The sequence below is a fragment of the Pseudomonas nitroreducens genome (genome assembly GCF_024170165.1).
GTDB lineage: Bacteria > Pseudomonadota > Gammaproteobacteria > Pseudomonadales > Pseudomonadaceae > Pseudomonas > Pseudomonas nitroreducens_C.
The window spans coordinates 273,318-291,386 of record NZ_JALJXP010000002.1 but is presented as its reverse complement, the minus strand read 5'-3'; the positions used below and the strand labels follow the sequence as shown (position 1 = coordinate 291,386).

Below are 18,069 nucleotides of genomic sequence, written 5' to 3'. Positions count from 1 at the left end.
ATTGCCTGATTATTCCCTGAAACGGGGTTTTCTACACTTCCAAGGCTTTGGGGCGTGCTTTTGCCGCGCAGCCCCGAACGTTCCCCGACGTGGCCCAGGCCCGTCCCGGTTTCTCGGCCGCCGCGCCGAACCCGTCCGCCCCAGGCGGGCGTTGTTGTTTCCTTCGTTCAGGAGTTTCCCGATGATCAAGTCCCGTGCCGCCGTCGCCTTCGCCCCCAATCAGCCGTTGGAAATCGTCGAAGTGGATGTGGCGCCGCCGCAGAAGGGCGAAGTGCTGGTGCGCATCGTCGCCACCGGCGTCTGCCACACCGATGCGTACACCCTGTCCGGCCAGGATTCCGAGGGCGTGTTCCCGTGCATCCTCGGTCACGAAGGGGGCGGTATTGTCGAGGCCGTGGGCGAAGGCGTGACCTCGCTGAAAGTGGGCGACCACGTGATCCCGCTGTACACCGCCGAATGCCGCGAGTGCAAATTCTGCAAGTCCGGCAAGACCAACCTCTGCCAGGCCGTGCGCGCCACCCAGGGCAAGGGCCTGATGCCCGACGGCACCAGCCGCTTCTCCTACAAGGGCGAGCCGATCTTCCACTACATGGGCTGCTCGACCTTCTCCGAGTACACCGTGCTGCCGGAAATCTCCCTGGCGAAGATCCCCGAGGAAGCACCGCTGGAGAAGGTCTGCCTGCTCGGTTGCGGCGTGACCACCGGCATCGGCGCCGTGCTGAACACCGCCAAGGTGGAAGAGGGCGCTACCGTCGCGATCTTCGGCCTGGGCGGCATTGGCCTGGCGGCGATCATCGGCGCGAAGATGGCCAAGGCCTCGCGCATCATCGCGGTGGACATCAACCCGGCGAAGTTCGACATCGCCAAGGAACTGGGCGCCACTGACTTCGTCAATCCGAAGGACCACCAGAAGCCGATTCAGGAAGTCATCGTCGAAATGACGGATGGCGGCGTTGACTATTCCTTCGAGTGTGTGGGCAACGTCCAGCTGATGCGTGCGGCGCTGGAGTGCTGCCACAAGGGTTGGGGCGAATCCACCATCATCGGCGTTGCCGGCGCCGGCCAGGAAATCAGCACCCGCCCGTTCCAGCTGGTCACCGGCCGCGTCTGGCGTGGCTCCGCCTTCGGCGGCGTGAAGGGCCGCACCGAGCTGCCGACCTACGTGGAAAAGGCGCAGAAGGGCGAAATCCCGCTGGATACCTTCATCACCCACACCATGGGCCTGGAGAAGATCAACGAGGCGTTCGACCTGATGCATGAAGGCAAGAGCATCCGCTCCGTCATCCATTACTGATCGAACCGCCGGGCGCCTCGCGCGCCCGGCCTCACAGGAGGTTCCATGACGGATTCCATCGAACTCATCAGCAGCCAGAAGAGCTTTGGCGGCTGGCACCAGCGCTACCGCCACCGTTCCGCAACCCTGGACTGTGAGATGGTCTTCGCGGTCTACCTGCCGCCCCAGGCCGAGCCCGAGGCGGGCCTGCCGGTGCTGTACTGGCTGTCCGGCCTGACCTGCACCGACGAAAACTTCATGCAGAAGGCCGGCGCCCAGCGCATGGCCGCCGAGCTGGGAATTGTCATCGTTGCGCCGGACACCAGTCCGCGCGGGCCGGAAGTACCGGGTGATCCGGATGGCGCGTGGGACTTCGGTCTTGGCGCGGGCTTCTACGTCAACGCCACCCAGGAACCCTGGGCGCGCCACTACCGCATGCACGACTATGTGGTGCAGGAGCTGCCGGCGCTGATCGAGGCGAATTTCCCGGTCTCCCAGAAGCGCGGCATCAGCGGGCACTCCATGGGGGGGCATGGCGCGCTGATCTGCGCCCTGCGCAACCCGGGCCGTTACCTGTCGCTGTCGGCGTTCGCGCCCATCACTCATCCCGGCGATTGCCCCTGGGGCCAGAAGGCGCTGGGCCGCTTCCTGGGTGAAGACCCGGTGGCGTGGCGTGACTGGGATGCCGTGGAACTGCTGGCGAACGCCGTGGAGCGCCTGCCGATCCTGGTGGACCAGGGTGACCGCGACGACTTCCTTGCCGTGCAGCTCAAGCCCGAAGCCCTGCGTGAAGCGGCCGCCGCGGTCGGTCATCCGCTGGAGCTGCGCCTGCAGCCCGGCTACGACCACAGCTACTACTTCATTGCGAGCTTCATCGAAGATCACCTGCGCCACCACGCTGCGGCGCTCTGTGGCTGACACCCTCGGGGCAGTGATCCGGTAGAATCGACGCCCTGACATCTACAGGGCGTTTTTTCATGCGTATCGGACATGGCTACGACGTGCACCGCTTCGGCGAGGGCGACTTCATCACCCTCGGCGGCGTGCGTATTCCTCACCAGTTCGGGCTCATCGCCCACTCCGACGGCGACGTGCTGCTGCACGCGCTTTCCGATGCCCTGCTGGGCGCCTGCGCGCTGGGCGACATCGGCAAGCACTTCCCCGACACCGACCCGCAGTTCAAGGGCGCCGACAGCCGCGCGCTGCTGCGTCACGTGCTGAGCCTGGTGCAAGCCAAGGGCTGGAAGGTGGAGAACGTCGACACCACTATCGTCGCCCAGGCGCCGAAGATGGCGCCGCACATCCAGAGCATGCGCGAGAGCATTGCCGCCGACCTGAAGGTCGAACTGGACCAGGTCAACGTCAAGGCCACCACCACCGAGAAGCTCGGCTTCACCGGCCGTGAAGAGGGCATCGCGGTGCACGCCGTCGCCCTGCTGGTTCGCGCATGACCGAGCTGGAACTGCTGGGCCCGCGCGCCCATGGCGACGCCTGCGGAAGTGCCGTGCTCAAGGCCGTGGCGGAAGACTTCCAGGTCGACGAAGTGCTGGACATCCCGCTCTCCGGCGACGGCGAGCACCTCTGGCTGTGGGTCGAGAAGCGCGGCCTGAACACCGAGGAAGCTGCCCGCCGCCTGGCCCGTGCCGCCGGCGTGCCGGTAAAGATGATCAGCTACGCCGGCCTCAAGGATCGCCAGGCACTGACCCGCCAGTGGTTCAGCCTGCACCTGCCGGGCAAGTCCGATCCGGACCTGTCTGCCGCCGAGGGCGAAAGCCTGCGCATCCTCGAGCGCAATCGCCATCGCCGCAAACTGCAACGCGGCGCGCACTCGGCCAATGGCTTCACCTTGCGCCTGACCGAACTGCAGGCGGATCGCGAGCAACTCGAAGCGCGATTGAAGACCATCGTTGCCCAGGGCGTGCCGAACTACTTCGGCACCCAGCGCTTCGGCCACGACGGCGGCAACGTCTTCGATGCCCGCGGCTGCGCCGAGCGCGGCAAGCTGCCGGAGCATCGCAACATCCGTTCGCGCCTGCTTTCGGCCGCGCGCAGCTACGTCTTCAACCAGGTGCTGGCCCGCCGCGTCGCGGAAGGCAGCTGGAGCCAGGCGCTGGTCGGCGACTTGCTGGCGTTCACCGACAGCCGCAGCTTCTTCCCCGCTGGCGAAGCGGAATGCTCCGACCCGCGTCTCGGCGCACTCGACCTGCACCCCACTGGGCCGATGTGGGGCGAGGGCGATTCACCGGCGACGAACCGGCCCGGAGAGATCGAAAGCAGCGTACAACAGGCGGAGATGGCGCTTTGCCAGTGGCTTGCCAGTGCGGACATGGCGCACGAACGGCGCATTCTGCGCCTCCCCATCCCCGGCCTTACATGGCATTATCCCGCCCCTGACATTCTGCAACTGGAATTCGTCCTGCCGGCAGGCTGCTTCGCCACCGTGGTAGTGCGCGAGCTGATCGACCTCGTGCCGGCAGGGCAGACGGAAAGCCCATGCGCATATTGATTGCCAACGACGACGGGGTCACTGCACCCGGTATCGCCGCGCTTCACGACGCGCTGTCCGACTATGCGGACTGCATCGTGATCGCCCCGGAAGCCGATCGTAGCGGAGCGAGCAGTTCGCTGACGCTGGATCGGCCGCTGCATCCCCATCGCCTGGGCAATGGATTCATCAGCCTCAACGGCACCCCGACCGACTGCGTGCACCTGGGGCTCAACGGCCTGCTCGAAGAAGTGCCGGAGATGGTCGTCTCGGGCATCAACCTCGGCGCCAATCTGGGCGACGACGTGCTTTATTCGGGCACCGTGGCAGCGGCCCTGGAGGGGCGTTTCCTGTCCCGCCCGGCCTTCGCCTTCTCGCTGTGCTCGCGCCTGACGGACAACCTGCCGGCGGCCATGCACTTCGCCCGCCTGCTGGTGGAATCCCACGAGAAGCTCGAGCTGCCGCCGCGTACGGTGCTCAACGTGAACATTCCCAACCTGCCGCTGGAGCGCATCAAGGGCATCCAGATGACCCGTCTGGGCCATCGCGCCCGCGCCAAGCCGCCGGTCAAGGTGGTCAACCCGCGCGGCAAGGAAGGCTACTGGATTGCCGCTGCCGGCGATGCCGAGGATGGCGGCGAGGGCACCGATTTCCATGCGGTCATGCAGGGCTACGTGTCGATCACGCCGCTGCAGATGGACCGGACCTTCCGGGAGGCGTTCAATGTCCTTGGCGACTGGCTCGGAGGGCTCGACCATGGCCAATGAATTGTCGCGTCGCGGCGGGATCGGCATGACGTCCCAGCGCACCCGCGAGCGCCTGATCCAGCGTCTGTACGAAGAGGGCCTGTCCAACGCCCGCGTGCTGGAAGTGATCCGTCGTACACCACGGCACCTGTTCGTCGACGAGGCGCTGTCGCACCGCGCCTACGAAGACACCGCGCTGCCCATCGGGCACAACCAGACCATCTCGCAGCCCTTCATGGTGGCGCGGATGACCGAGTTGCTGCTGGCCGCCGGCCCGCTGGACAAGGTGCTGGAGATCGGCACGGGCTCCGGTTACCAGACGGCCGTGCTGTCGCAACTGGTGGAGCGGGTATTCTCCGTCGAGCGCATCCAGGCGCTGCAGGACCGCGCCAAGGAGCGACTTGCGGAGCTAAACCTGAGAAATGTTGTCTTTCGTTGGGGGGATGGCTGGGAAGGCTGGTCGGCCCTGGCGCCTTACAACGGCATCATCGTTACCGCCGCAGCGGCCGAAGTCCCGCAAGCATTGCTGGACCAGTTGGCGCCCGGAGGGCGGCTGGTGATTCCGGTCGGTGGCGGCGAGGTGCAGCAACTGATGCTGATCGTCCGTACCGAGGATGGCTTCCAGCGCCAGGTGCTGGATTCCGTACGCTTCGTCCCGCTGCTCAACGGTCCGCTAGGCTGAGAGCAAGCCGGTCAAGGCTGCGGTAACTGCCGGCCAGTGAGGCTGGACGTCAATTCATGGATAAGGGGGATGGGTGAGCTTGACAGCGACCCTGTGTCAACGGAACTGGATCAAGGGCCTGGGCCACGCTTTGCTGGCCATCGTCGTCTGCTCGCTGCTGGCGGCCTGTTCTTCGACTTCGCGCAGCACCACGACCGTGGTGGACCGCAACGCCCCGCAGAAGCCGACTGTCACCAGCGGCCAGTACGTGGTGCGTCCCGGTGACACGCTGTATTCCATCGCCTTCCGCTACGGCTGGGACTGGAAAGCCCTGGCCGCACGCAACAACATTTCCGCGCCGTACACCATTCGCCCGGGTCAGGCCATCCGCTTCGATGGTGGCTCGTCGGCAGCGCCGTCTGTCGCAAAAAATACGACGCCTGTCGCGCCGGTGGTTGTCAACAAACCGACATCTACCCCGGCAGCCGCCAGCAAACCGACCACTCCTGCCGTCACGACTCCTGCGCAGCCTCCCGCCAGCGGCGGAACTCCGGCGGTCGCAGGGGGCGCTCCGGGGGGGTGGATTTGGCCGACCAATGGCACGCTTATTGGGCGTTTTGCATCAAACGGCAGTTTGAATAAAGGGATTGATATAGGCGGGCAATTGGGCCAGCCTGTCCTGGCTGCGTCTAATGGCACGGTGGTGTATGCCGGTAGTGGTTTGCGGGGCTACGGCGAACTCGTGATCATCAAGCACAGCGATACCTACGTAAGCGCCTACGGTCACAACCGCAGGTTGCTGGTGCGGGAAGGGCAACAGGTCAAAGTCGGGCAGAACATTGCCGAGATGGGCTCCACAGGGACCGACCGGGTGAAGCTGCACTTCGAGATTCGCCGCCAGGGTAAACCTGTAGATCCGCTGCAATACCTGCCAAGTCGTTGATGCTTGCTGTTCCCCTGCGTGGGTGAGCGGGCCCAGGTGTCCTAAGGATATGGACGCACCCGGGCTTGTTGTCGAACTCAGCAAGGGATAACGACATGGCACTTAAAAAAGAAGGGCCGGAGTTTGACGTCGATGATGAAGTGCTCCTCCTGGAGCCTGGCATCATCCTCGAAGAGTCATTTGCCGAAGAGCAGGTATCGCTTCGAGTCACTCCTAAAGCCACCTCTCTCTCGTCTCTCAAGCAACACAAGCACATCGACTACAGCCGCGCGCTCGACGCGACCCAGCTGTATCTGAATGAAATCGGTTTCTCGCCGCTCCTGACTCCGGAAGAGGAAGTCCATTTTGCGCGCCTCGCGCAGAAGGGTGACCCGGCCGGCCGGCGGCGAATGATCGAAAGCAACCTGCGTCTGGTGGTGAAGATCGCGCGACGTTACGTCAATCGCGGCCTTTCCCTGCTCGACCTGATCGAAGAGGGCAACCTCGGGCTGATCCGCGCGGTGGAGAAATTCGATCCCGAGCGTGGCTTCCGCTTCTCCACCTATGCGACCTGGTGGATTCGTCAGACCATCGAACGGGCCATCATGAACCAGACCCGCACCATTCGCTTGCCGATCCATGTGGTGAAGGAACTCAACGTCTACCTGCGGGCCGCTCGCGAGCTGACCCACAAGCTGGACCACGAGCCGTCGCCCGAGGAAATCGCCAACCTGCTCGAGAAGCCGGTGGAAGAGGTCAAGCGGATGCTCGGTCTGAACGAGCGGGTCACTTCGGTGGATGTTTCCCTCGGCCCGGATTCGGACAAGACCCTGCTCGATACCCTGACCGACGACCGTCCCACCGATCCCTGCGAACTGCTGCAGGACGACGACCTCAGCGAGAGCATCGACCTGTGGCTGTCGGAACTCACCGACAAGCAGCGTGAGGTGGTGATTCGCCGCTTCGGCCTGCGCGGCCATGAAAGCAGCACCCTGGAGGAAGTCGGCCAGGAAATCGGCCTGACCCGCGAGCGGGTTCGGCAGATTCAGGTCGAGGCCCTCAAGCGACTGCGCGAGATCCTCGAGAAGAACGGCCTGTCGAGTGACGCGCTGTTCCAGTAGCGTTCAGGCCGACAACGAAAAAGCCCGGATGATTCCGGGCTTTTTTATGCGTCGCGATGTAAGCATTCGCTTACACAGTGTGTGAGTGTTCAGCTTGAAGTGTCGCCAGTCCTGACGTCTATTTTTCTTATCTTATTGTTTTTTAAGTACTTTATTTTGATTATTGGGCGCTGGCGGTGGTGGATGTGCGGAAGTGTCCCAGTTGCCGCGTTTCGGTGGGTGGGTAATATCACCCCTGCGTACACGGAAAGACGCAGGCCGGTAAGGATGTCGGTCAGGACCCACCGCAGGATGCGGTTCATCAGGATGATGAAAAAGGGAAGAAAGAGTGGGCGGGTTATCCCGCCCCTTTTTTTTGCCCGCAGAAAAGTGATGCCCCAGATGCAGAAAGGCCCGCACTCGGCGGGCCTTTTCTGTTTTTGCTGGAGGCGCGGATCAGCGCTCCAGGTACTGCAGCTTGTTCGGCTTGCCGTCCCACTCTTCAGCGTCCGGCAGGGAGTCCTTCTTCTCGGTGATGTTCGGCCAGACATCGGCCAGATCCTTGTTCAGCTCGATGAACTCCTGCATGCCATCCGGGACTTCGTCCTCGGAGAAGATCGCCTGTGCCGGGCACTCCGGTTCGCACAGGGCGCAGTCGATGCACTCATCCGGGTGGATGACCAGGAAGTTCGGGCCTTCGTAGAAGCAGTCCACCGGGCATACTTCCACGCAGTCGGTGTATTTGCACTTGATGCAGTTGTCGATGACGACGAAGGTCATTTCTAATTCTCTCCTCAGGCGGGCGGCTAAGCGCGCGCGATTCTAGCAGCTTGTCCAGCGGTCCGTCAGACCCGCATCTTCCATGCATATAACAATTCGAGAGCTTGACGCGGTGTCAGGTCATCGGGGCTGACGCGCATCAGCTCTTCGACGATGGGGTGCGGCAGGCTGGCGAACAGGTCGCTTTGCAGTGGCGCCGGGCTTTTCGGGTCGATCGAGCGTGGTGCTTCGTGGGGCAGGCTGGTGGTTTCCAGGCGCGACAGATGCTCACGGGCGCGCTGAATGACCGCACCCGGTACGCCGGCCAATTGTGCAACCGCCAGGCCGTAACTCTGGCTGGCCGGGCCGGGCAGCACGTGGTGCAGGAACACGATGCGCTCGTTGTGCTCGGTGGCGTTCAGGTGGACGTTGGCCACCGCCGGTTCGCTTTCGGGCAGCACGGTCAGCTCGAAATAGTGAGTCGCGAACAGGGTGAAAGCGCGCAGCTTGGCCAGGTGTTCGGCAGCGGACCAGGCCAGCGACAGGCCGTCGAAGGTGCTGGTGCCTCGGCCCACTTCGTCCATCAGCACCAGGCTGCGGTCGCTGGCGTTGTGCAGGATGTTCGCGGTTTCGCTCATCTCCACCATGAAGGTGGAGCGACCGCCAGCGAGGTCGTCGGAGGAGCCGATGCGGGTGAAGATGCGGTCCACGAGTGACAGTTCACAGCGTGCGGCCGGGACGAAACTGCCGATGTGTGCTAGTAGCACGATCAACGCCGTTTGCCGCATATAGGTCGATTTACCGCCCATGTTCGGGCCGGTAATCACCAGCATGCGGGTATCTTCGTCGAGGTTGAGGTCGTTGGCGACGAAGGGCGTATCCAGCACCTGCTCGACCACCGGATGGCGGCCCTGCTCGATGAGGATGCCGGACTCTTCGACGAAGCGCGGACGGTTCAGATCGAGGTTCAGCGCACGCTCGGCGAGGTTGGACAGGACGTCCAGTTCGGCCAGGGCGGCAGCGGTGTCCTGCAGCGGCGCCAGTTGGCCGATCAGCAGCTCCAGCAGTTCTTCGTAAAGCTGCTTCTCGCGGGCGAGGGCTCGGCTCTGGGCCGACAGCGCCTTGTCCTCGAAGGCCTTCAGTTCCGGCGTGATGAAGCGCTCGGCGCCCTTCAGGGTCTGGCGGCGGATGTAGTCCGCCGGTGCCTGTTCGGCCTGCACGCGGGGGAGTTCGATGTAGTAGCCGTGGATGCGGTTGTAGCCGACCTTCAGGTTCGGCAGGCCGGTGCGGGCCTTTTCGCGAGTCTCCAGGTCCATCAGGTACTGGCCGGCGTTCTCGCTGAGCATCTGCAGCTCGTCCAGCTCGGCGTCGTAGCCACGGGCGATGACGCCGCCATCGCGGATCACGGCGGGTGGGTTCTCGATCACCGCACGGGCCAACAGGTCGGCCAGTTCCGGGTAGGTGCGGATGCTGACGGCCAGTTCGCCCAGGTGCGGGGCTTCCAGCTCGGTCATGCCGCTCTGCAGTTGCGGCAGGGCGGCGAGGGCGTCGCGCAGGCGGGCGAGGTCGCGCGGACGGGCGTTGCGCAGGCCGATTCGGGCGAGGATACGCTCGACGTCGCCGATTTCCTTCAGCTGCGGCTGCAGGATTTCGAAGCGGTAGCGCTCCAGCAGGCAGGCAATGGACTCCTGGCGCGCTTCCAGCACGGCGCGGTCACGCAGCGGGCGGTTCAGCCAGCGGGTCAGCAGGCGGCTGCCCATGGCGGTCTGGCAACGGTCGACCACCGACTGCAGGGTGTTGTCGCGGCCGCCGGCGAGGTTGGTGTCCAGCTCCAGGTTGCGGCGGCTGGCGCCATCGAGGATCACAGTGTCGTCGATGCGCTCATGACGCAGGCTGCGCAGGTGCGGCAGGGCGGTGCGCTGGGTTTCCTTGGCGTAAGTCAGCAGGCAGCCCGCGGCGCCGATGGCCAGGGTCAGTTCTTGGCAGCCAAAGCCCTTGAGGTCCTGCACGCCGAACTGCTGGCACAGGCCCTTCTTTGCCGAGTCGCGATCGAAGTCCCAGGGGGCGCGGCGGTGCGCGCCGCGGCGCTTCTCCGCTGGCAGGCCCTGGGGCCAGTCGTCGGGGATCAGCAGCTCTGCGGGGTTCAGACGCTCCAGTTCGGCCAGCAGGGTTTCCCAGCCCTTGATTTCCTGGACGTTGAAGCGGCCGCTGGTGATGTCCAGCACGGCCAGGCCGAACAGGCGCTCGTCGCCCAGCACGGCGGCGATCAGGTTGTCGCGGCGCTCGTCGAGCAGTGCTTCGTCACTCACGGTGCCGGGGGTGAGGATGCGCACGACCTGGCGTTCCACCGGGCCCTTGCTGGTGGCCGGGTCGCCGATCTGTTCGCAGATCACCACCGACTCGCCGAGCTTCACCAGCTTGGCCAGGTAGCCTTCGGCGGAATGGAAGGGAATGCCGGCCATGGGGATGGAGTTGCCGGCGGACTGGCCGCGCGCTGTCAGGGTGATGTCCAGCAGCTTGGCGGCCTTCTTGGCGTCCTCGTAGAACAGCTCGTAGAAGTCGCCCATGCGGTAGAACATCAGTTGGTCCGGGTGCTGGTTCTTCAGCCTCCAGTACTGCTGCATCATCGGTGTGTGGGCGGAGAGGTCGCTCTGACTCATGGCTTCTGGCTGTCCGGCTTCAACATGCAAAAGCGCCTAGTGTACGGTATCCGCCTGTCCTTCTTTAACCCCGGAGCGCACTGTGCACGTTACCGATTCCTTTATTACAGAACTCTCTTCTCGACTTGGAGGGAGGCTGGCTGCCGGCAAGCTGCGCGTCACCACGGCTGAATCCTGTACCGGTGGCGGCATCGCCGAGGCGATCACCCGTATTGCCGGAAGCTCCGCCTGGTTCGAGGCGGGCTACGTCACCTACTCCAACAGCCAGAAGACCCGTCAGCTGGATGTACCGACCGAGTTGTTCACCCAGGTGGGCGCGGTGAGCCGCGAAGTGGTCGAGGCGATGGTCGCCGGTGCCTTGCCGCGAAGCGGGGCGGATATCGCCGTAGCGGTCAGCGGTATTGCCGGGCCGGATGGTGGTTCTGCCGAGAAGCCCGTGGGCACTGTCTGGCTGGCGTGGAGGAAAGGCGAACAGGTGTTCAGCGAACGCCGCCTGTATGCCGGCGATCGGGAAGCTGTGCGTCGGCAGACCGTGGCGACCGCTCTGGAAGGGCTGTTGCGACTGGCGGACGGGGAAAATCCGCTTCAGGGGTAGGCGAGCGGCTTGCCCTGTGGAATAATACTGGCTACTTATACAGTTGTTCGTGGCCGCCCGGCCGCCTGACTTCGCGAGGACTTCAATGGACGACAACAAGAAGCGCGCCCTGGCCGCGGCCCTGGGACAGATCGAACGCCAATTCGGCAAAGGCGCGGTCATGCGCATGGGCGACCATGAGCGCCAGGCCATCCCTGCCATCTCCACCGGCTCGCTGGGCCTGGACATCGCGCTGGGCATCGGCGGTCTGCCGCGTGGCCGTATCGTCGAGATCTACGGTCCGGAATCCTCGGGTAAGACCACGCTGACCCTGTCGGTCATTGCCCAGGCACAGAAGATCGGCGCCACCTGCGCCTTCGTCGACGCCGAGCACGCGCTGGACCCGGACTACGCCGGCAAGCTAGGCGTCAACGTCGACGACCTGCTGGTTTCCCAGCCGGACACCGGCGAACAGGCCCTGGAAATCACCGACATGCTGGTGCGCTCCAATGCCGTTGACGTGATCATCGTCGACTCCGTAGCGGCCCTGGTACCCAAGGCCGAAATCGAAGGCGAGATGGGCGATCAGCACGTCGGCCTGCAGGCCCGTCTGATGTCCCAGGCGCTGCGCAAGATCACCGGCAACATCAAGAACGCCAACTGCCTGGTCATCTTCATCAACCAGATCCGCATGAAGATCGGCGTGATGTTCGGCAACCCGGAAACCACCACCGGTGGTAACGCGCTGAAGTTTTACTCCTCCGTCCGTCTCGACATCCGCCGTACCGGCGCGGTGAAGGAAGGCGACGAGGTGGTCGGCAGCGAAACCCGCGTCAAGGTCGTGAAGAACAAGGTTGCTCCGCCATTCCGTCAGGCCGAGTTCCAGATCATGTACGGCCGCGGCATCTACCGCACTGGCGAGATCATCGACCTGGGCGTGCAACTGGGCCTGATCGAGAAATCCGGCGCCTGGTACAGCTACCAGGGCAGCAAGATCGGCCAGGGCAAGGCGAACGCCGCCAAGTTCCTGGAAGATAACGCCGAGGTCTGCACCACCCTGGACAAGGCCATCCGTGACCAGCTGCTGTCCAAGCAGACTCCGCCGACCAAGGCCGAGCTCGCTGCGGCGGAAGCCGAAGCAGAAGCTGAAGCCGACTACTGATAGCGATGGCCGTCGAGCTCGATAACCCCGTCGCGGTGCGGCGGGTTGCCATGGACCTGCTGGCCAGACGCGAGCACGGCCGGGCGGAGCTCTCACGCAAGCTGCGGCAGCGCGGCGCCACGCAGGACCTGATCGACCCCGCCCTCGACCGTCTGGCCGAGGAGGGGTTGCTCAACGAAAGCCGCTACCTGGAAAGCTACATCGCCAGCCGTGCGCGGGCCGGTTACGGTCCGGTGCGGATTCGCGAGGAGCTGGCCCAGCGTGGTTTGCCCCGTGGCGAGATCGACGGTGCGTTGAGCGAGTCGGATGTCGATTGGAACGAAAACCTGCGTGAGGTCTGGCGCCGCAAGTTCGCCGGGCTGCCGCAGGACGCCCGCGAGCGAGCCCAGCAGGGCAGGTTCCTCAGCTATCGGGGCTACTCGATGGAAGCCATCAGCCGGCTTCTCAGTGGTCGGCGCTCGGATGACTGAATGAAAAAGGCACCCAATCGGGTGCCTTTTTTGTTTCCTGGCTCTGGAAACAGCTATGGAGTTCAGCGTTCCCAGTTCTCCGGCTGGTTGATGAAATTCAGCAGCTCCCGCAGGCGTCCCTGGGCGCGGCCGTTGAAAGCAAAGGCCAGACGGGTGAGGTGGGCGAACTCCGGCTCGTCCAATTCTGACTCGCTGTAGGGCTGCTGGTGGAAACCGCCGCTGACGCACAGGTTGCCGAACTCACGCTCCAGCAATTGCAGGGCGCGCACGCTCAGCGGGTGGTTCAGGCGGATCACGAAGCGATCCTTGAGCCAGCGGCTGGAGTGGAAGTTGCTGTAGAACTGGGCGATCTCCTCGGCGGCTTCCTCGGCGGTATGCACCAGCGTCATCAAACTCATGTCGCTGGGCAGGATGTAGCCGTTGTCCTCCAGTTGCTCCTTGATGAATTCCAGGGCGTGATCCCAGTAGTGACCGCCTGGCTGGTCGAGCAGGACCACGGGGACCAGCGGGCTCTTGCCGGTCTGGATCAGGGTCAGCACTTCCAGCGCTTCATCCAGTGTGCCGAAACCGCCGGGGCAGAGCACCAGGGCATCGGCTTCCTTGACGAAGAACAGTTTGCGCAGGAAGAAGAAGTGGAAGGACAGCAGATTGCTGGTGCCGTCCACGGTGCGGTTGGCGTGCTGCTCGAAGGGTAGGGTGATATTGAAGCCAAGGCTGTTTTCCAGTCCGGCGCCTTCGTGGGCCGCGGCCATGATGCCGCCGCCAGCGCCGGTGATGACCATCAGGTCGTAGCGGGCCAGGGTTTCGCCCAGCTCGCGGGCCAGGGCGTAGACGGGGTGGTCGACTGGCGTGCGGGCCGAGCCGAACACCGTGACTTTGCGGCGACGCTTGAACTGCTCCAGGGTGCTGAAGGCGTGCTCCATTTCGCGCAGGGTCTGCAGCATGATCTTGGCGTCCCAGCGGTTGCGGTCGGCCTGGGCCATGCGGGCCACGGTGGTGAGCATCTCGCGGTACAGCGGCAGGTTCAGGCTATTGCCGGGGGCGGCCAGTTCGGCCAGCTCCTCGATCTTCTGCGCGAGATCGGTGCCGCTGGTCTGGAAGTGCCTGGAGAGGTAGTCGTCGGGCTCATAGGGCATGTTGATACTCCTTGTTCATCAACCCCTGATCGCCTGTCCATGGGCGGCGCCGGCCACGCAAGGCGGCTCTGGCGGTTACGCAGCGGCGCTACGCCACATGCACAGGGTTCAGCAGGAGGCCTGCCCAGTCTGGCACGCGGGGTGTGACAGTCGGTGAGGCCCCGATTTCAGATGGCGATCCGGTCTCCGGGCTCCGGAATGTTGGCCGTCCAGTTCAGGCGATCCTGGAGTGCACCCTTGAGTGCATCCATCTTTTCCCGCTCGCCATGTATCAGGTATAGCTCGGGTTTGTTCTCGAAGTGGCCAACCCACTGAATTAATTGTGATTGTCCCGCATGGGCGGAGAACCCGCCGAGGGTGTGAATCTGTGCCTTGACGCTGATCCGCTGGCGCAGAATGCGCACTGTTTCGGCACCGTCGACGATGGCGCGTCCTAATGTTCCCTTGGCCTGGAAGCCGGGGAAGACGATGTGGCATTCCTCGCGCCAGAGGTTGTGCTTGAGGTGATGGACGATGCGTCCTCCGGTGCACATGCCGCTGCCGGCGATGATGATGGCGCCGCTCTTGATGCGATTCAGCGCCATGGACTCGTCAGCGCTTTGGGTCGTCTTCAGGATCGGCAGCCACTCGCCGACCTTGGCCGTACCGGTGCCGCGCATGTACTCGCGGTCGACGTCGGCGATTTCGCCGATGTGCTGCAGGTAGATGCTGTTGGCCCGCGCCGCCATCGGGCTGTCGAGGTAGACGACCTGCTGAGGCAGGCGGCCTTCCTGGTAGAAACGGCCCAGGTAGTAGATCAGGTCCTGAGTGCGTCCCACGGCGAAGGACGGGATCAGCACGTTGCCGCCTTCGTTCTGCGCGCGCTGCAGGATGCCGGCCAGTTCCAGCAGGGTTTCGTTGGCGTCGCGGTGGTCGCGGTCGCCGTAGGTGGATTCGAGCAGCAGCACATCGGCGCGAGTCAGTGGCGTCGGCGTGCGCATCAGTGGCGAGCAGGTGCTGCCCAGGTCGCCGGAGAACACCAGGCGGCGGGTCGAGCCGAATTCATGGATTTCCAGCTCGACGATGGCCGAACCGAGGATGTGCCCGGCGTTGTGGAAGGTCACGCGGATACCGCGCGCCACGTCCACGGTGCTGCCGTAGCTGACGCGGCGGCGCTGGTTGAGGGCGCGGGAAGCATCCTCGACGGTGTACAGCGGTTTGACCGGGGGCTTGCCCAGGCGGGCGCGCCACTTGTTTTCCCACTCGGCGTCTTTTTCCTGGAGGTGCGCCGAGTCCATCAGCATCAGCTCCAGCAGGTCACAGCAGGATTCGGTCGCATAGATCGGTCCCTTGTAGCCCTCCTTCGCCAGGCGCGGCAGCAGGCCGCTGTGGTCCAGGTGGGCGTGGGAGAGGACGACGGCATCCAGTTCCTTCGGGTCGAAGGGGAAGGGCGTGCGGTTGCTCGCCTCGTTGTCGCGGGTACCCTTGTTGCCGGCGCGCCCCTGGCGCATGCCGCATTCGAGCAGCACGCGGACGCCGTCGCGGGTTTCCAGGAGGTAGCAGGAACCGGTGACTTCCTGGATCGCGCCGATGAAGGTGAGAAGCGCCATGTCGTCTCCTTGTCGGAATTCTCTTTCAGCCTTGCTCGAATGGTCGGGGCGCTCGTTGATACATGTCAGCGCCGGTCCGATCCGTGGCGACCTAGACTTTCCTGCAAAGCCAAGGGAGAGCCGAGATGCCACAGATACTGCCCAGTCCCGAGGAACTCGACAGCCACGCGGCAGCCGAGCCGGAATTTGCCCGTTGGCGGCAAGGCCGTGGACCGCTTCAGCATAGCCCGCAGACCCAGGCGGCGGTCTTTCGTGTCGCTCATCAATTGGTCCAGTACGGCCTGCAGCCTGATCTGGCCGCTGTCTACCGGCTATTCGGTGCGCTGGACCGGCTGGCCTGCGCCGGTCTCTGGCTGGTGGCGCACATGACTTATGCCAGGCGGGTCCGGCTCGATGGCGCGCCCCTGCAGGCCGAGGACTTCAAGGCGCAGCCTGAAGGGCACACCGGCGGCGCGCTGAACATGGTGCCGGCCTACGCCGGTTATCTGGCGCTGAATGCCCTGAGCGGCAAGACCCGCGGCTGGCTGATGGGGCAAGGGCATTGCGTGGCGGCAATCGATGCGCTCAACGTGCTCATTGGCAACCTGCACCCTGAACAGGCCGCTGCCTACGCGGACGGCGAAGCTGGGCTGGATCGGCTGGTGCAGGACTTCTACAGCTACGTCCAGACAGCGGAAGGCAAGGTCGCCGCGCCGTTGGGCAGCCATGTCAATCCGCACACCGCGGGCGGCATCGCCGAAGGCGGCTACCTGGGTTTCGCCGAGCTGATGTATGCGCACATGCCGTTGCCGGGCGAGACCCTGGTGGCCTTCCTCTCCGACGGCGCCGCCGAAGAGCAGCGCGGCAGCGACTGGATTCCCCGCTGGTGGCGCGCCGAGGATTGCGGCGCGGCGCTGCCGGTGATGATCGCCAACGGCCGGCGCATCGAGCAGCGCACCGACCTGGGCACCCACGAAGGACTGGAGGGCTTCAAGCTGCACCTGCGGCGTTGTGGCTTCGACCCGATCAGTTTCGATGGGCGTGACCCGGCGGCATTCGTCTGCGCCCTGTGGGAAATGGAAGAGCGCCTGCAACACCGGGTCGACGAAAAGGAGCGCGGCATCCTGCGCTATCCGCTGCCGATTCCCTACGGCATTGCCGAAACGACCAAGGGCTATGGCTTCTTCGGTGCCGGCAGCAACGCCGCGCACAACCTGCCGTTGCCGGGCAACCCCAGCGTGGACGCCGAGACGCGCGACCTGTTCAACCAGCATGCGGCGCCGCTCTGGGTCGAGCCGGAGGAGCTCGCCGAGGCCTGCGCCCTGTTCGCTGCGGCGCGCAGCGGCCGGGTGCTGGAGCGGGACAACCCGCTAGCCGTGCGGCGCCCCATCGAACCCTCGATACCGCCGTTGCATTACCGCAATGACGAGTGCTCACCCATGGCCGCGCTGGATCGCTTCTTTGTCGACCTGTGTGGCGCCAACCCGGACCTGCGCGCCCGCGTCGGCAACCCGGACGAGCTGGCGAGCAACCGCCTGGGCGGCGTGCTCAAGGCGCTGCGGCACCGGGTGAGCGAGCCGGAAAGCGATCTGGAGGCCGTGGATGGCCGGATCATCACCGCGCTCAACGAGGAGGCGGTTGTGTCCGCCTGCCTGGCCAATCAGGGCGGGCTGAACCTGGTGGCCAGTTACGAAGCTTTCTGCGTGAAGATGCTCGGGGCCGTGCGCCAGACGCTGATCTTTGCCCGCCAGCAGAAGGAGGTCGGGCGTCCGGCGGGCTGGCTCGGCTGGCCGCTGGTGGCTACTTCGCATACCTGGGAGAACGGCAAGAACCAGCAGTCGCACCAGGACACCACCTTCTGCGAGGCGCTGCTGGGCGAGATGAGCGACATGGTTCGGGTGGTTTTCCCGGCCGACCACAACAGTCACCTGGCCCTGCTGCCGGACATCTACCGCAGTCGCGGGCAACTGGCCTGCATCGTGGCACCCAAACGCGAGCGTCCGGCCGTGTTCAACCAGGCCCAGGCGGAACAGTTGGCCCGCGATGGCGCGATCCTGATGGACGAACACCCCGGCGCCGAACCGCTGCTGCTGATTGCCAGCGGCAGCTACCAGCTGGCCGAGATGCGTCGCGCCGCGTTGCGCCTGGAGGAGGCCGGTTATCCGTATCGGTTGGTCTATCTGCAGGAGCCGGGGCGCTTCCGCGCGCCGCGTGACAGCTGGGAGTTGCAGGCGCTGACGGATGAGTCCGTGGCCATGCGTTTGTTCCCTGACCATTACCAGTGCCGCGTGCTGCTCACTCACATGCGTCCGGAAGTGGCGCGCGGGCACCTATGGCCGATCCTGCCGGACGCCTTGAAGACGGCGGTGCTGGGCTATCGCAACCAGGGCGGTACGCTGGACGAGGCGGGCATGCTGTTTGCCAACCGCTGCAGCTGGGCCCACGTGCTGGCGGCCTGCGCGCGATTGCTGGATGTGCCGCGTAGCGCCTTGCTGGCGCCGGACGAAGCGGCGGCGGTGGCCGGCAAGGAAAACCCCGCCGTGCTGCGCTGAC

Annotated in this window: 16 protein-coding genes; 12 read left to right on the top strand and 4 right to left on the bottom strand. The window is 64.8% G+C overall.

Annotated elements, in window-relative coordinates:
• The first annotated feature begins 181 nt into the window (after positions 1-181).
• From J2T47_RS05630 to rpoS, 8 genes are all read left to right on the top strand, one after another.
• A complete protein-coding gene (locus J2T47_RS05630; protein ID WP_253443247.1) occupies positions 182-1,294 on the top strand; it encodes an S-(hydroxymethyl)glutathione dehydrogenase/class III alcohol dehydrogenase in 1,113 nt (370 codons plus the stop codon).
• Positions 1,295-1,339: 45 nt separating this feature from the next.
• Positions 1,340-2,191, top strand: a complete 852-nt coding sequence (gene fghA, locus J2T47_RS05625; protein ID WP_253443245.1) for an S-formylglutathione hydrolase — start codon at positions 1,340-1,342, stop codon at positions 2,189-2,191.
• Positions 2,192-2,250: 59 nt separating this feature from the next.
• On the top strand, positions 2,251-2,724 hold the full coding sequence (gene ispF / locus J2T47_RS05620; RefSeq protein ID WP_253443243.1) for a 2-C-methyl-D-erythritol 2,4-cyclodiphosphate synthase: 474 nt from the start codon (positions 2,251-2,253) through the stop codon (positions 2,722-2,724).
• Positions 2,721-3,779: a tRNA pseudouridine(13) synthase TruD gene (truD, locus tag J2T47_RS05615; protein WP_253443241.1), complete on the top strand. Its 1,059-nt coding sequence runs from the start codon at positions 2,721-2,723 to the stop codon at positions 3,777-3,779. Before ispF ends, truD begins: the two co-directional genes overlap by 4 nt.
• Positions 3,767-4,525 (top strand): 5'/3'-nucleotidase SurE, encoded by a 759-nt coding sequence (gene surE / locus J2T47_RS05610; RefSeq protein ID WP_253443239.1) that lies wholly within the window; start codon positions 3,767-3,769, stop codon positions 4,523-4,525. The genes truD and surE overlap by 13 nt, the downstream gene beginning before the upstream one ends.
• Before the next feature lie 25 nt (positions 4,526-4,550).
• The gene (locus tag J2T47_RS05605; protein ID WP_253443798.1) at positions 4,551-5,186 is read left to right on the top strand and encodes a protein-L-isoaspartate(D-aspartate) O-methyltransferase; all 636 of its coding nucleotides are present in this window, start codon (positions 4,551-4,553) and stop codon (positions 5,184-5,186) included.
• 73 nt (positions 5,187-5,259) lie between these two features.
• Positions 5,260-6,108 (top strand): peptidoglycan DD-metalloendopeptidase family protein, encoded by an 849-nt coding sequence (locus tag J2T47_RS05600; protein ID WP_437180953.1) that lies wholly within the window; start codon positions 5,260-5,262, stop codon positions 6,106-6,108.
• A gap of 95 nt (positions 6,109-6,203) precedes the next feature.
• Positions 6,204-7,208: an RNA polymerase sigma factor RpoS gene (rpoS, locus tag J2T47_RS05595; protein WP_045210031.1), complete on the top strand. Its 1,005-nt coding sequence runs from the start codon at positions 6,204-6,206 to the stop codon at positions 7,206-7,208.
• 435 nt (positions 7,209-7,643) lie between these two features.
• Here rpoS and fdxA read toward each other — a convergent pair whose 3' ends face one another.
• Positions 7,644-7,967, bottom strand: coding sequence for a ferredoxin FdxA (gene fdxA, locus J2T47_RS05590; protein ID WP_192431870.1), 324 nt, complete (start codon positions 7,965-7,967; stop codon positions 7,644-7,646).
• 65 nt (positions 7,968-8,032) lie between these two features.
• On the bottom strand, positions 8,033-10,606 hold the full coding sequence (gene mutS, locus J2T47_RS05585) for a DNA mismatch repair protein MutS (protein ID WP_253443235.1): 2,574 nt from the start codon (positions 10,604-10,606) through the stop codon (positions 8,033-8,035).
• Positions 10,607-10,688: 82 nt separating this feature from the next.
• Here mutS and J2T47_RS05580 point away from each other — a divergent pair, with 82 nt between their 5' ends.
• From J2T47_RS05580 to recX, 3 genes are all read left to right on the top strand, one after another.
• Positions 10,689-11,201 (top strand): CinA family protein, encoded by a 513-nt coding sequence (locus J2T47_RS05580; protein ID WP_253443233.1) that lies wholly within the window; start codon positions 10,689-10,691, stop codon positions 11,199-11,201.
• 85 nt (positions 11,202-11,286) lie between these two features.
• The gene (gene recA / locus J2T47_RS05575; protein WP_081517917.1) at positions 11,287-12,342 is read left to right on the top strand and encodes a recombinase RecA; all 1,056 of its coding nucleotides are present in this window, start codon (positions 11,287-11,289) and stop codon (positions 12,340-12,342) included.
• Positions 12,343-12,347: 5 nt separating this feature from the next.
• Complete coding sequence (recX, locus tag J2T47_RS05570; protein WP_253443231.1) at positions 12,348-12,812, top strand: recombination regulator RecX; 465 nt, start codon at positions 12,348-12,350, stop codon at positions 12,810-12,812.
• A 62-nt stretch (positions 12,813-12,874) separates the two neighbouring features.
• Here the strand turns inward: recX and J2T47_RS05565 are convergent, their stop codons facing one another.
• The gene (locus tag J2T47_RS05565) at positions 12,875-13,948 is read right to left on the bottom strand and encodes an LOG family protein (protein ID WP_253443229.1); all 1,074 of its coding nucleotides are present in this window, start codon (positions 13,946-13,948) and stop codon (positions 12,875-12,877) included.
• A 167-nt stretch (positions 13,949-14,115) separates the two neighbouring features.
• Positions 14,116-15,537 (bottom strand): MBL fold metallo-hydrolase RNA specificity domain-containing protein, encoded by a 1,422-nt coding sequence (locus J2T47_RS05560; RefSeq protein ID WP_253443227.1) that lies wholly within the window; start codon positions 15,535-15,537, stop codon positions 14,116-14,118.
• A 125-nt stretch (positions 15,538-15,662) separates the two neighbouring features.
• Here J2T47_RS05560 and J2T47_RS05555 point away from each other — a divergent pair, with 125 nt between their 5' ends.
• Positions 15,663-18,068, top strand: a complete 2,406-nt coding sequence (locus tag J2T47_RS05555; protein ID WP_253443225.1) for a xylulose 5-phosphate 3-epimerase — start codon at positions 15,663-15,665, stop codon at positions 18,066-18,068.
• The last annotated feature ends 1 nt before the right edge of the window (position 18,069 follow it).